Source organism: Rhodococcus sp. NPDC055024 (assembly GCF_053608585.1).
Genome location: NZ_JBSGVT010000010.1, coordinates 71,575 through 84,900, shown reverse-complemented (window position 1 = coordinate 84,900; position 13,326 = coordinate 71,575). Strand labels below are relative to the sequence as shown.

General features: G+C 63.1%; 12 protein-coding genes. 9 read left to right on the top strand and 3 right to left on the bottom strand.

The genetic code is table 11. The annotated features are described in order from the left end of the window. Nucleotides 1–39: 39 nt before the first annotated feature. Nucleotides 40–1,380 (top strand): glutamine synthetase family protein, encoded by a 1,341-nt coding sequence (locus ACWF6P_RS20930; RefSeq protein ID WP_003941637.1) that lies wholly within the window; start codon nucleotides 40–42, stop codon nucleotides 1,378–1,380. Continuing rightward, the gene (locus ACWF6P_RS20925; protein WP_452622318.1) at nucleotides 1,377–4,391 is read left to right on the top strand and encodes a bifunctional [glutamine synthetase] adenylyltransferase/[glutamine synthetase]-adenylyl-L-tyrosine phosphorylase; all 3,015 of its coding nucleotides are present in this window, start codon (nucleotides 1,377–1,379) and stop codon (nucleotides 4,389–4,391) included. Before ACWF6P_RS20930 ends, ACWF6P_RS20925 begins: the two co-directional genes overlap by 4 nt. A 9-nt stretch (nucleotides 4,392–4,400) precedes the next feature. Here the strand turns inward: ACWF6P_RS20925 and ACWF6P_RS20920 are convergent, their stop codons facing one another. Then, nucleotides 4,401–5,261 carry a spermidine synthase gene (locus ACWF6P_RS20920; RefSeq protein WP_452622317.1) on the bottom strand — a complete coding sequence of 287 codons (861 nt, stop codon included), beginning with the start codon at nucleotides 5,259–5,261 and terminating at the stop codon, nucleotides 4,401–4,403. 166 nt (nucleotides 5,262–5,427) lie between these two features. On the opposite strand from ACWF6P_RS20920, the gene ACWF6P_RS20915 reads away from it, so the two are divergent. The 4 genes from ACWF6P_RS20915 to ACWF6P_RS20900 all read left to right on the top strand — a co-directional run bounded on the left by ACWF6P_RS20915 (nucleotide 5,428) and on the right by ACWF6P_RS20900 (nucleotide 9,175). Beyond that, a complete protein-coding gene (locus ACWF6P_RS20915; RefSeq protein WP_452622316.1) occupies nucleotides 5,428–6,555 on the top strand; it encodes an NDMA-dependent alcohol dehydrogenase in 1,128 nt (375 codons plus the stop codon). Between the two features lie 185 nt (nucleotides 6,556–6,740). Then, nucleotides 6,741–7,562 (top strand): alpha/beta fold hydrolase, encoded by an 822-nt coding sequence (locus ACWF6P_RS20910; protein ID WP_452622315.1) that lies wholly within the window; start codon nucleotides 6,741–6,743, stop codon nucleotides 7,560–7,562. 44 nt (nucleotides 7,563–7,606) lie between these two features. After that, nucleotides 7,607–8,635 carry a cupin domain-containing protein gene (locus ACWF6P_RS20905; RefSeq protein ID WP_452622314.1) on the top strand — a complete coding sequence of 343 codons (1,029 nt, stop codon included), beginning with the start codon at nucleotides 7,607–7,609 and terminating at the stop codon, nucleotides 8,633–8,635. Nucleotides 8,636–8,653: 18 nt separating this feature from the next. Next, nucleotides 8,654–9,175: a hypothetical protein gene (locus tag ACWF6P_RS20900; protein WP_452622313.1), complete on the top strand. Its 522-nt coding sequence runs from the start codon at nucleotides 8,654–8,656 to the stop codon at nucleotides 9,173–9,175. Between the two features lie 73 nt (nucleotides 9,176–9,248). Here the strand turns inward: ACWF6P_RS20900 and ACWF6P_RS20895 are convergent, their stop codons facing one another. After that, nucleotides 9,249–9,935: a GntR family transcriptional regulator gene (locus ACWF6P_RS20895; RefSeq protein WP_452622312.1), complete on the bottom strand. Its 687-nt coding sequence runs from the start codon at nucleotides 9,933–9,935 to the stop codon at nucleotides 9,249–9,251. A gap of 128 nt (nucleotides 9,936–10,063) precedes the next feature. On the opposite strand from ACWF6P_RS20895, the gene ACWF6P_RS20890 reads away from it, so the two are divergent. From ACWF6P_RS20890 to ACWF6P_RS20880, 3 genes are read left to right on the top strand one after another with little or no spacing between them, the layout of a single operon-like run. After that, nucleotides 10,064–10,984, top strand: a complete 921-nt coding sequence (locus ACWF6P_RS20890; RefSeq protein WP_452622311.1) for a sulfurtransferase — start codon at nucleotides 10,064–10,066, stop codon at nucleotides 10,982–10,984. A 43-nt stretch (nucleotides 10,985–11,027) separates the two neighbouring features. Continuing rightward, a complete protein-coding gene (gene thiM, locus ACWF6P_RS20885; protein WP_452622310.1) occupies nucleotides 11,028–11,873 on the top strand; it encodes a hydroxyethylthiazole kinase in 846 nt (281 codons plus the stop codon). Then, a complete protein-coding gene (locus ACWF6P_RS20880; RefSeq protein ID WP_452622309.1) occupies nucleotides 11,873–12,982 on the top strand; it encodes an LLM class flavin-dependent oxidoreductase in 1,110 nt (369 codons plus the stop codon). The genes thiM and ACWF6P_RS20880 overlap by 1 nt, the downstream gene beginning before the upstream one ends. Here ACWF6P_RS20880 and ACWF6P_RS20875 read toward each other — a convergent pair. Then, nucleotides 12,975–13,325 (bottom strand): inorganic pyrophosphatase, encoded by a 351-nt coding sequence (locus ACWF6P_RS20875; RefSeq protein ID WP_452622308.1) that lies wholly within the window; start codon nucleotides 13,323–13,325, stop codon nucleotides 12,975–12,977. The genes ACWF6P_RS20880 and ACWF6P_RS20875 overlap by 8 nt on opposite strands. Nucleotide 13,326 lies beyond the last annotated feature (1 nt).

Genomic DNA, 13,326 nt, shown 5'->3' with positions numbered 1-13,326 from the left:
GTAACACAGATTTAACGTGGCTTGCTTAGTCTCGCGTGCATGGATCGCCAAAAAGAATTCGTGCTTCGTACCCTGGAAGAGCGCGACATTCGGTTTGTCCGCTTGTGGTTCACCGATGTTCTCGGGTACCTCAAATCGGTGGCGATCGCCCCCGCCGAACTCGAAGGTGCCTTCGAGGAGGGAATCGGATTCGACGGTTCCGCCATCGAGGGATTCTCGCGAGTCTCCGAAGCCGACACCGTCGCCCGGCCCGACGCTTCGACCTTCCAGATCCTGCCGTGGGCCCACAAGGACGGTGCGCAGCACTCCGCGCGCATGTTCTGTGACATCACGATGCCCGACGGTTCACCGTCGTGGGCAGATCCGCGCCACGTCCTGCGTCGCCAGTTGAGCAAGGCCAGCGATTTGGGCTTCAGCTGCTACGTCCACCCGGAGATCGAGTTCTTCCTGCTGGAGAACGGTCCGATCGACGGCACGCCGCCGATCCCGGCCGACTCGGGTGGATACTTCGACCAAGCCGTCCACGATTCGGCCCCGAACTTCCGCCGCCATGCCATCGACGCACTCGAGTCGATGGGCATCTCGGTCGAGTTCAGCCACCACGAGGCCGCGCCGGGTCAGCAGGAGATCGATCTGCGCTACGCCGACGCACTCTCGATGGCCGACAACGTCATGACGTTCCGGTACGTCGTGAAGGAGGTCGCGATCGGTGAAGGCGTTCGGGCGAGCTTCATGCCCAAGCCGTTCAGCGATCAGGCCGGCTCCGCGATGCACACCCACATGAGCCTGTTCGAGGGCGACACCAACGCCTTCCACAATCCTGACGATCCGATGCAGCTCTCCGAGACCGGTAAGGCATTCATCGCCGGCATCCTCGAGCACGCCAACGAGATCAGTGCGGTCACGAACCAGTGGGTCAACTCGTACAAGCGGCTCGTTCACGGGGGAGAGGCTCCCACCGCCGCGTCGTGGGGCCCGTCCAACCGATCGGCGCTTATCCGCGTCCCGATGTACACGCCCAACAAGGCGTCTTCGCGCCGCGTCGAGATCCGCAGCCCAGACTCGGCCTGCAACCCGTACCTGACCTTCGCGGTCCTTCTTGCTGCCGGTCTTCGCGGCATCGAGAAGGGCTACACCTTGCCGCCCGAGGCAGAAGACGACGTGTGGTCGTTGACATCCGCCGAGCGTCGCGCCATGGGTTACAAGGAACTGCCGAGCAACTTGGACAGCGCTCTGCGCGAGATGGAGAAGTCGGAACTGGTGGCCGAAGCACTGGGCGAGCACGTCTTCGATTTCTTCCTGCGCAACAAGCGTCGTGAGTGGGAGGAATACCGCAGCCACGTGACGCCGTTCGAGCTCAAGACCTACCTCGGTCTGTGACGGTGAAACCGCCCGCTGCGCGATCAGCAGTTCCAGGACCGGGTCGTCTCGGGCTGGTCGAGCCCACCGCCGTCGACGAGTTGCGTCAGCTCGGTTGGGTCGACGCCGAGAGCATCGAACTCTTGTGGTCGCTTTCGCGTGCCGCGAATGCGGACCTTGCTCTGCGCACGCTGGTGCGGATCAAGGACGGGCTCGGCGACGGGTGGCGCGAACTCGATCAGGCATTGCGCAAGGACACGAGCCTGCGCGGCCGTTTGTTCGCGCTGGTGGGTGCGTCGTCGGCATTCGGCGATCACCTGGCCGCGGATCCGATCGGCTGGAAACTGCTCGACGGCACCGCTCTGCCGACCAAGGACGAGGCGACTGCGGCGTTGCTCGAGGCCGTGGGTGCAACGCTCGACGAGGGCGCCACCGAAGGCTCACTGACCTACCGCGCCACCGTGACCGGACCGGAAGCTGTTGTTGCTCTGCGTAAGAGCTACAAGGATCAGCTGATGCTCCTGGCCGCGGCTGATCTCGCGGCGACCGTCGAGAATGAACCGGTGGTGCCGTATCAAACTGTGGGGCATCAGCTTTCCGACCTGGCTGACGCTGCACTGACCGCTGCACTTGCGGTGGCCATTGCAACGGTGTGCCCTGAGGGCAGTTGTCCGATCCGGCTCGCCGTGATCGCCATGGGCAAATGTGGTGCGCGCGAGCTGAACTACGTCTCAGACGTCGACGTCGTGTTCGTCGCCGAACCGGCCGACGCGACGGCAAGCCGCGTTGCCGGTGAGATGATGCGTATCGGAACCTCCGCATTCTTCGAGGTCGATGCTGCGCTGCGTCCCGAAGGTAAGCGCGGAGAACTGGTTCGCTCGCTCGAATCCCACATCACGTACTACAAGCGTTGGGCCAAGACCTGGGAGTTCCAGGCGCTGCTCAAGGCTCGTCCGATGACGGGCGACATGGAGTTGGGTCGCCAGTACTCCGAGGCGATGAGCCCGATGGTGTGGATCGCCTCCGAGCGCGAGGACTTCGTCCCCGAAGTTCAAGCCATGCGTCGACGCGTCGAGGAAATGGTTCCCCCCGAACTGCGTGAGCGTGAACTCAAACTCGGCCGCGGAAGCCTCCGCGACGTCGAATTTGCCGTCCAGCTCCTGCAATTGGTGCACGGACGGGCCGACAGTTCGTTGCACGTGCAGAGCACTGTCGATGCACTGACCGCTTTGGCCGCGGGCGGATACGTCGGCCGCGACGACGCCGCGAACCTGACCGCGTCGTACGAATTCCTGCGTCTGCTCGAGCACCGTCTGCAGTTGCAGAAACTCAAGCGCACGCACACTCTGCCGCCGCCGGACGACGAGGAAGCGCTGCGCTGGTTGGCGCGCGCCGCACACATGCGACCCGACGGTCGGCTGGATTCCCTCGGAGTCCTGCGCGCCGAGATCAAGCGGAATTCGCATCGTATTCGCCGCCTGCACGCGAAATTGTTCTACCGCCCGCTTCTCGAATCGGTAGCGCGGATGGACAAGGAAGCGCTGGTGCTGGGGCCCGAAGCCGCGGTGCGGCAGTTGGCCGCTCTCGGTTACACGGCGCCCGAGCATGCACTCGGACATCTGACCGCACTGACCAGTGGCGCTTCGCGCAAGGGTCGTATTCAAGCGCTCCTGCTGCCGACTCTGCTCGAATCCCTCGCGGACACACCGGATCCCGACGCCGGTCTGCTCGCCTACCGCAGACTCTCGGACGCGCTCGTCGACCAGACGTGGTTCCTGCGCCTGCTCCGTGACGAGGCTGCGGTCGCCGAGCGTCTGATGACCGTGCTGGGCTCGTCCGCGTACCTACCCGACCTGCTCATCAAGGCTCCCGACGTGATCCGTTTGTTCGCGGATTCACCGAGTGGACCGCGCCTGGTCGAGCCGAAGCCAGAGGATGTCGCTCGCGGGATCCTCACCGCCTCCGGTCGACACAGTGATCCGAATCGCGCTGTTGCCGCGGCCCGCTCGCTGCGCCGACACGAACTTGCCCGCATCGCTTCTGCCGACATCCTCGGCATGCTCGATGTCCCCGCAGTCTGCAAGGCGCTGTCCTCGGTCTGGGCTGCGGTGCTCAACGCGTCGCTCTCCGCGGTGATCAAGGCGAGTGTCACCGAACTCGGGACCGAGGCTCCCGCCAGTTTCTCCGTCATCGGCATGGGCCGATTGGGCGGCGGGGAACTCGGCTACGGATCCGATGCGGACGTTCTGTTCGTGTGCGAACCCCGCGAGGGCGTCGACGAGACCGTTGCGGTCAAGTGGGCCAACAGCATTGCCGACAAGGTGCGCAAGCTTCTCGGGGCACCGAGTACAGATCCACCACTCGAGGTCGACACCGGGCTGCGCCCGGAAGGTCGCAACGGACCGATGGTACGAACCCTGGAGTCTTACGACGCGTACTACGCGAAGTGGGCTCAGGCGTGGGAGATTCAAGCACTCCTTCGTGCGCACCCGGTGGCCGGTGATCCTGAATTGGGACTGCGGTTCCTGCACATGATCGACAAGACCCGCTACCCCGAAGGCGGCGTCAGTGACGCGGCGGTGCGCGAGATCCGGCGCATCAAGGCGCGCGTCGATTCCGAAAGGCTTCCTCGCGGAGCCGATCCGGCAACGCACACCAAACTGGGTCGCGGCGGTCTGGCCGACATCGAGTGGACTGTGCAGTTGCTGCAGCTGCGGCACGCCGACAAGATCGAGACGCTGCACAACACGTCGACGCTGGAGACTCTCGACGCCATCGGCGCCGCGGAACTGCTCAGCGAAGGCGACGTCGAACTGCTACGTGACGCCTGGATCACCGCAACGAAGGCACGCAACTGCCTCGTTCTGGTCCGCGGTAAGCCGACCGATCAGCTTCCCGGTCCCGGACGCGTCCTCGCGGCCGTGGCGCAGGTCGCCGGATACGGCGACGACGCAGGGGAGTTCCTCGACAATTATCTGCGCATCACGCGTCGAGCAAAAGCTGTGGTGGAGAGGGTGTTCGGCGGCGAGTAGCGCTCGCGCTCAGTCCTGCCGAATCGACGCGTTCGCGGCGAACTTACGCACTTCGGCGTCCTGCCACACGTGGGCGGGAACGCCGCCGCCGAGGAGCTCGCGCGCGAGCGCTGGTTGCCCGCCGATCGGTACGTCGCTGCCCGCGATGATCATGTTGCCGTAGCGGCGACCCTTGAGCATTGCGGGATCAGCAATGATCGCCATGTGTTCGAACTGTGCGCCGATGGTCGCGGCCTCGCTCCGAGCGCCCTGCAGATCCGGGGTGTCGCCGCAGTTGACGATGTAGATACCGCCCGGGGCAAGTATGCGTCGTACATGGGTGGTGAATTGAGCCGTCGTCAGCGGAGTCGGAGTTGTGCTGCCGGCGAAGACATCTCGTATCACGATGTCGCGGGTGGACTCGGTGAGAGTTTCCGTGACGGCGCGGGCCTCGCCGACACGAATGCGCAGCAGTGGTGCGCGCGGAAGGTCGAACCAATCGCGCACGAGTTCTGCCAGAGCGCCGTCGATTTCGACCACCACCTGACGTGCGTCGGGGTAAGTGGCGGCGAAGTACCTGGCCATGGAGCAGGCACCGCCGCCGAGATGCAGGACCCGCAGACGCTCGGCCTTGTCACGTTCGGAATCGACCAGATGCGCGATCCACCGCATGTATTCGAAATCGAGCACCGTGGGATCCGCGACGTTCACGTGGGAACTGGGCACTCCGTTGATCTGGATGATCCAACTGTCGTCGGAGTACTGATCGCGGACAAGCTCGCACGTCCCGGTATCGATGGGAAAAGTGCCGGCGACGGGACCGGACTCGCCTCGCTCGGGAGCACTGCTGCGAGTTCTGGTCTTGCGAGTTCCCTTGGCCACTGTGTCCATGTTAGCCGTGCGCCTTTTTGGTAGCGCCCACTACCAAAAAGGCGCACAGACCGGCAGTATTCTCGAGCTACTTCAGGCACACTCGTACCTGGAGTGTGATCGGTGACACAAGTGCCGGCGCGTTCTTTCGTCGTCCGTGCATCACGAAGAATTTCGAGGAGTGCAGGTGAAGGTCAAGGCAGCGGTAGTCAAGGCGCCAGGTCAGGCATGGGAGATCGAAGAGGTCGAGCTGGGCGACCCGGTCTCGGGTGAGGTACAGGTCCGACTCGCCGCATCGGGACTGTGCCATTCGGACGAACATTTGCGTACGGGCGCCAGCCCGCTGCCCTTCTTCCCGGCCTTGGGCGGGCACGAAGGCGCCGGAGTGGTGACGAAGGTCGGCCCGGGTGTCACGAGCGTCGAAGAAGGCGACCACGTCGTTCTCGCCTTCATCCCGGCGTGTGGACGTTGTCCGTCTTGTGCGAAGGGTCTACAGAACATCTGCGACGAGGGAGCCGGCCTGTTGACCGGGCAGGCGATCTCCGACAAGACGTACCGAGTCACCCTCAACGACGAGCCCGTCATCCAGATGTGCCTGCTCGGAACATTCTCGCCGTACGTGACCGTCAACGAGGCGTCGGTGATCAAGATCGAGAAGGACATCCCGCTCGACAAAGCGGCCTTGCTCGGCTGCGGTGTTGCCACCGGCTGGGGATCGGCCACCGCAATCGGTGGAGCCAAGGTCGGCGACACGGTGGTGGTCGTCGGCGTCGGCGGTGTCGGAATCAACTCGGTACAGGGTGCGGCGTCGGCCGGAGCGCGATTTGTGATCGCGATCGATCCCGTCGAGTTCAAACGCGACAAGGCAAAGGAATTCGGCGCCACACACACGTTTGCCTCACTCGAGGAAGCGCTACCGGTGATCGGCGAGATCACCTGGGGCAAGATGGCCGACGTCACCGTGATCACCGTGGGTGAGATCCACGGCGACATCATTCAGCCTGCGCTCAGTGCGACGGGCAAGGGTGGCCAGGTAGTAGTCGTCGGAATGGGGCATTACGCGGATTCGCAGGTCACGCTCAGCCTCTTCGAGCTGACCCTTCTGCAGAAGCGTTTGCAGGGAGCCATCTTCGGTGGGGTCGGGCCACGGTCCCAAATTCCCAAGTTGCTCGATCACTACCGAAGCGGCGCACTCAAACTCGACGAGTTGGTGACCAAGACCTACAAGCTCGAGGAGATCAACGAGGGTTACGCCGACATGCTGGAGGGAAAGAACCTGCGCGGCATGATCGTCTACTCCGAGGCCGACTACTGATCGTTTTCATCTGACACAAAAGTCCGGCCCGACACCCCGCGGTGTCGGGCCGGACTTTTGTGCCCAGCAGTGGCGATTTCTGTCGATCGATGCGTCGATCGCGCCTGTAGTGGGCACTCGCAGGGTGAGGAAGTCGGGCAGCGTGTCCGGGCCTCACTCCACGACTCGACAGAGAAGAGCAGAACATGCCCTACATCACCACCTCCGACGGAACCGAGATCTACTACACCGAGCACGGCACCGGCCGGCCGATCGTCCTGAGCCACGGGTGGCCGCTGAGTTCCGACGCATGGCAGGTCGAGATGAAGCTGTTCGCCGACGCCGGCTACCGGACAATCGCGCACGATCGTCGAGGTCACGGCCGCTCGTCGAAGACGTACACCGGCAACGACATGGATACGTATGCCAAGGACCTGGCCGAGCTGATCGACACCCTCGACCTGAAAGACCTGATCCTGGTGGGCCATTCGACCGGCGGCGGGGAAGTGGTCCGTTACGCGGCGCAGCACGGCAAAGGGCGCGTGGCGAAGGTGATCACCGCCGGCGCCGTACCGCCGATCATGGTCCAGTCGGACAGCAACCCCGAAGGCACACCGATCGAGGTCTTCGACGGAATCCGCGAGGGCGTTCTGCGAGACCGATCGCAGTTCTACAAGGACCTCAGCGAGAGCTTCTACGGCGCGAACCGCGAAGGCTCCGATGTCTCGCAGGGAGCGAAGGACGACTTCTGGCGACAGGGCATGTTGGTCAACCTCGCCGCGGCCTACGACTGCGTCAAGGCATTTTCGGAGACGGACCAGACCTCCGATCTCGAAGCCATCGACGTTCCGTTCCTCATCGCTCAGGGCGACGACGATCAGATCGTGCCGATCGGCGCCGCGGCAGAGAAAGCGATCAAGCTGGTGAAGAAGGGGACGCTGAAGGTGTATCCGGGCGCACCGCATGGAATTTACGGCTCGTATCAGGAGACCCTGGACCGGGACATTCTCGCGTTCATCGAGGACTGACGGCAGCGATTCGGAAGGATCAGAGTCGGAAGGACCAAATTGCCATGACCACACACGTTGCCTCGCTACGCCATGGTCCCAGCGTCTTCGAGAACGAACTCGGATCGATCTCGCAGCTCGACACGAGTTCGTTGCCGATCCTGTCCGGGCTGTCGATCAAACGAATTGTTCTCGGCCCCGGCGCGATCCGCGAACCACAGTGGAACGTCAACGCGAACCAGATCGCCTACGTCACCAGCGGAACCGTGCTTGTCTCGATGTTGGGCAATGCCGACGAGTTCGCCAGTTTCGTGGTGCGAGCGGGGCAGATGTATCACGTCGAATCCGGCGCGATCTATCACATCGAGAATGTCGGAGAGGAGGAGGCGGAGATCATCGCTGCCCTGCGAACTTCTCTCCCACAGCACTTTTCGTTGCAGAGTAGTGTCAATGCAATGTCGAACGCGGTGCTCGGCAACACCTACGACCTCGCCGCGTCGGCCTTTGATGTCTTCGGTAGAGCCGATGCGTCCCAGATAGTTCGGCGCGGCGGTGCGGCCGTAATTCCCGATACCGCCGGCCTTCCCAACGCGCATCTTTTCGACCTCGAAGGCCAGATCGCCCCTCTCGCCTATCCTTACGGACAGGCGAAAGTGGCGCGCAAGCAGTATTGGGCGGCGCTGGAGGATCTTTCGATGTACTCGTTGACTATTCGCGAGAGTGGGATGCGTGAGCCACACTGGCATCCCGTCACCGCCGAAATGGGATACGTGCATCGTGGTCATGGGCGGATGACAGTCCTCGATCCCGACGGCTCGCTCGACACCTACCTGCTCGAGCCGGGTCAGGTGTACTTCGTTCCACGTGCCTATCCCCACCACATCGAGGTCCTGGGCGACGAGGACATCAACTTCCTCATCTTCTTCGACCAGCCGACGCCAGGCGACATAGGCTACCGTGCAACGGCTTCCGCGTTCTCGCGCGGCGTCCTCTCGGCCTCGTTCGGAGTTCCGGAACGCGAGCTGCCACACTTCCCTTTCACCCCGATCGATCCGCTCATCGTCTCGCGGAACAATCCGAACGACCAGGACTGACCGGCGAGGACGCCCATCATGACCAGCACGCTCACCGTGACCGATCACGGGACGACGCTCGAATTCACGTACGAGGATGTCCTCCGCTATCACGGTCCGCAGGCCCCGGGCGGCGTGGCGCACGCCTACAAGGTCCTCGAGCGCGCACTCGGTGTGTTCGGTGGGGAGGGCTCCGTCGAGCGTCGCGACCTGGTCGTGGCCACCCCACATGGTGGACCTGGAGTGCGCGATGCATTCGAATTGGTCACGCGCGCGGTGACAGAAGGGCGGTACACCGTAGACAGTTCATTGGCCAGGCCTCAACGTGGAAATACACTCGCACTGTATGTATTTCGGGTCGACTATCGAGGCGCGAGCGTCACGCTGACCATTCGTGAGGGATATGTTGTCGAGGAATTCATCACTCTCGCCCGCAAAGGTGACCGGACGGTCGAAGACGAGGCGCGGCTGGCAGTGCTCAAGCAGGAGATGGCGGACCGAGTGATGTCGAGCCCAGCCGAGAGCGTGTACGACGTCGAGACCGGCACGCTCCCCGCTTGACAGACAGGCGGCGTAGGCGTCGGCCCGCAGAACACTAGGCTGACCGGAGTCCGCGACTCTGGGCTGTCTGGTGTCAGCGGCTGGCGAACATCCTTATCCGTTGGTCGCGGCTGCGCTCGAGATGGTTGCGCATGTGACCACGAGCTGACGATTCGTCCCTGGCGCGAATGGCGTACAGGATCTCTTGATGTTCCGAATTGAGCAGGTCCGGTTCGCCGTAATTCGACGGCGGGCCGCTGTCGTAGATTCGCAATTGGGTAGTGAGTCGGATCAGCAGTGACGTGATCGTGGAATTGTGGGCGGCCTGCCAGAGGGCCTCGTGAAACTTGAAGTTCCCGGCACGAACCTCGGTGCCTTCCGTTGCAGTGCAGCAGAACTCGTGCAATCCGTCCAGGCGGGCAAGGTCGAGATCGCTGTGACGGAGTGCGGCCGCGCCGGCGGCTTCCGATTCGAGGGCAACCCGCGCTGCGTAGATTTCGATGACGTCTTCGGGAGTGCCGGAGCGGACCCGAAAACCGCGGGCGGCTCGTTCGAGTAGACCGTCGTGCGCGAGCCAGTTGAGTGCCTCACGGATCGGGGTACGTGATGCGCCGTACGATTCGCACAATTGAGTCTCGTGCAGCGGAGCGCCCTGAGGGAACTTGCCGGCCAGGATGTCGGCACGCAGGCGCAGGTACTGCCTCGAAGTCTGATCGGACCGGCCCAGCGCAGCCTCCGGCACCAGCAGATCGGTGGTGCTCGTATCGGCGTCGAGATCCATGTGTCCCCATTCCTGTGCATGCAAGTAGAGCGCGTTCGATTATGCCATCGACGACGAGTGAGCACTTGCGTATACGCTAGTACTCATTTAAGTTCGTGATTGTTCGTTTCCGAGGGAGAGGGTCCGAAGTGGCTGGAGAGACCGCGTCGCCGCTGGTGGGTGCCGCTGAACTCGACGCGATGCTGCGTGAGGGAGGCGTCTCTGTGCTCGACGCGACGGTGCATTTTCCTCCCGCACGATTCGATGGTGACTACCGACCGGAGTCCGGGTACGCCGGCTGGGTCTCCTCGCACATCCCGGGTTCTCGGCACGTCGACCTCATGGACGTCTTCTCCGATAGGGAAGCGGCGCTGCATTTCACGCGTCCGTCACCGGAGCAGTTGGTTACCGATCTTCAATCGAGCGGTATCGAGCCGGGTGCGACAATCGTGATCTACGACCAGGGATCGACCACCTGGGCATCGAGGCTCTGGTGGGTGTTTCGCAACGCCGGCATCGAAGCAAGAGTCCTCGACGGTGGCCTCGCCGACTGGACGCGACTCGGCTTCGCTCTCGTGAGCGGCGACGACGTAACCCACACGTCGGCGTCGGCGCGTTGGAGCGTGACGGATCTCGGACTGTGGGTCGATCTACCGCGGGTTGCCTCACTGTCCTCCGGAGAAGAAGCCGGAACGCTGGTGTGCGCCCTGGCAGCTGAGCAGTACGAGGGAACGGAGAAGACGCGATACTCGCGACGCGGACATATTCCGTCAAGTGTCAATCTGTCCGCGAAGAGCCTTCTCGACGCCGACGCCCGGATGCTTCCGGTGGACGAAGTTTTGTCGAGATCGGCCGACGTTCTACCAGCCGTCACCGAGCCTGTCGTGATCTATTGCGGCGGTGGAGTTTCGGCGTGCTTGACCGCACTTGCGCTGATCCGAAGCGGCCACGAGGATGTCAAAGTCTACGACGGCTCGTTGGAGGAATGGACTGCAGACCCGACCCTGCCGATGGTTGTCGGCAGTGAGCCCGGTGGCGCGATTGCGGATGTTCGATGTCCGCGGTCCTGAATCGCCGCAGTCCCCAACTACTTCCCGTCCTGAAGGAATTCTCATGTCTGACACTGTCTCTGTCGAAACCGTGGCGTCGGCGATCGACGCACTCCGCGATCAGGTACCGCTCGTTCAATCGCTGACGAACATCGTTTCGGCAAACTTCTTGACCAACGTCCTGCTCGCTGCCGGCGCAAGCAATGCTCACATCGACAATGTCCACGAAGCGGGTGGGTTCGCCGCCATCGCCGGGGGAGTTCTGGTCAACCTCGGAACACCGGACGACGGAACGGCAGAAGCCTTCCTGGTTGCTGCAGAAGCGGCCAGAACTGCCGGTACGCCATGGGTTTTGGATCCCGTCGGTGTCGGCGGACTGCCCTGGCGTAGCGGTATCGCACTGGACCTGCTGCGCTTTCACCCCAGCGCAATCCGCGGAAATGCTTCGGAGATCATCGCTCTGGCCGGACTCGGTGGCGACACTCGCGGCGTCGACAGTGCCTCGGACTCCGTCGACGCCGTGCCGGCCGCACTGTCTCTTCTGAAGCATGCCGACGCAGTTTCGGCATCAGGACCGGTCGACTACATCGTCGGACGCGATGCGGGCGGTGACACCCGGGGCATCCGAGTCTCCGGTGGCAGCGCACTGTTGCCGCGCGTGACCAGTACCGGTTGCTCTCTGGGCGGCCTTGTCGCCGCCTACCTCGCCGTGACGCCGACCGCGCTGGACGGATTGGTTGCTGCGCACACGCATGTTGCCGTGGCATCGGAGATCGCCGAGGATAATGCCTCGGGCCCAGGGTCTTTTGCAGTCGCATACCTCGATGCGCTCTACAACGTGAATGCGGACACCATCCGCTCGCGGGCCCGAATCGAATCGTTCGACCTGCCGGCTGGAGTGCAGAACTGATGGGCGTCAAGACTTTTTGGTATCTCACCCAGGCCGACGGCGACTACCCGTGGAGCCCTGGCGGACTGTTTCCCGTGGACGGGGCCAGGCAGATCGAGCTCGCAAAGACCATCGACGACGGCGGATTCGAAGGCGCTCTGGTTGCCACCTGGCCGAACGATCCCTTCATCTCGGCGACCTGGGCCGCAGCGCACACCACGCGCATGAAGTTCCTCGTCGCTGTCTACGCGAACATGACTCCGGCGCGCCTGCTGGCGGAGAAGGCATTGACCTTCGACGCCTTCAGCGGTGGCCGACTGTTGATCAACTCGGTCAACGGACGCGAGAACATCCTGACCAAGTACGACATGAACGTGCCCCACGACGAGCGTTACGAGTTGGGGGAGCAGTACTGGGCAGACTTCCGCCGCATCTACTCCGAAGGGACCGAGTCGAACTTTCCCAACACGCCGCTGCGTATCGATGCGCCCACGGGGCATCAGGTTCCGCTGTGGGGTACCGGTGATTCGCCTGCAGGCCTGGCGAATTCAGGCAAGGTTCTCGATACCTACTTGGCGATGCTGCGCGAAACTTCGTTCATCGAAGACAAGTTCTCTGCCGCACGGGCGGCGGCGGGGGAAGCCGGACGCGAATTCACCGACTTCGGTGCGCTCACCGGAGTGATCGTTCGCCCCACCAAGGCGCAGGCGCACGACCGGTTCCGCTCCTTGTTCGAGAAGACAGGCGTCGAGCAGATCGCCCATGTCTTGGACAACGCAGTGCGTCGTCGTACTCAGGGGAAACAAGACCTCAAAACTTTCACTGCTCGCGACGCACAGCGACAGGGCTGGGCGGACAAGATTGCGGCCGGCCGACTTCCGGAACCGGAGGAGTTGTACGTCGGTGACGGGCTGTACGCAGGTATCACGGCGTGGTCGCCGCTCGACATCTTCGGCACCGGGTCGTCGGCGGTGTACTACGTCGGTGATCCGGATTCGATCACGGACTCGGTGCGCACGCTTCGCAGCCGAACCGGTTTGACTGCACTGATTCTGGCGGGCTGGCCGCTGATCGAGGAAGCGAAGTGGGTTGCGGAGTATCTTGTTCCGCGATTCGACGAACTCAGCTGACATCGCGCCGCAGGATCGTGGCACCGAGACCTAAAGTGTCACGGAGAAATGCTGCAGCAGTGTCGATTTCATCCGCAGTGCATTCGAGAAGGATTTTGACTTCCACGTCCTTCTTGACGAGGTCGGCAATAACAGCCAGGGCAACCACGCCGGTGCCGACGCCCGAGCCTCGGAACAGATCGATCCCGTCGCCGTCCGTGCTGACCGTGCCGTCGAGATAGCCGTAATCGAGCGGATAGATCGCCGCGGGGTACCGCGGGTGTGCCGACCCGCGGGGTCGATCGATCACGACGGTCGAGGTGGCAGCCAGGTGATCGAGGGCCGAGAACAGATCTTCGTTCATC

Coding starts and splice junctions, on each gene's coding strand:
- ACWF6P_RS20930 (WP_003941637.1), top strand. CDS start 40: ATGGATCGCCAAAAAGAATTCGTGCTTCGTACCCTGGAAGAGCGCGAC.
- ACWF6P_RS20920 (WP_452622317.1), bottom strand. CDS start 5,261: ATGGACACAGTGGCCAAGGGAACTCGCAAGACCAGAACTCGCAGCAGT.
- ACWF6P_RS20910 (WP_452622315.1), top strand. CDS start 6,741: ATGCCCTACATCACCACCTCCGACGGAACCGAGATCTACTACACCGAG.
- ACWF6P_RS20905 (WP_452622314.1), top strand. CDS start 7,607: ATGACCACACACGTTGCCTCGCTACGCCATGGTCCCAGCGTCTTCGAG.
- ACWF6P_RS20900 (WP_452622313.1), top strand. CDS start 8,654: ATGACCAGCACGCTCACCGTGACCGATCACGGGACGACGCTCGAATTC.
- ACWF6P_RS20895 (WP_452622312.1), bottom strand. CDS start 9,935: ATGGATCTCGACGCCGATACGAGCACCACCGATCTGCTGGTGCCGGAG.
- thiM (WP_452622310.1), top strand. CDS start 11,028: ATGTCTGACACTGTCTCTGTCGAAACCGTGGCGTCGGCGATCGACGCA.
- ACWF6P_RS20880 (WP_452622309.1), top strand. CDS start 11,873: ATGGGCGTCAAGACTTTTTGGTATCTCACCCAGGCCGACGGCGACTAC.
- ACWF6P_RS20875 (WP_452622308.1), bottom strand. CDS start 13,325: ATGAACGAAGATCTGTTCTCGGCCCTCGATCACCTGGCTGCCACCTCG.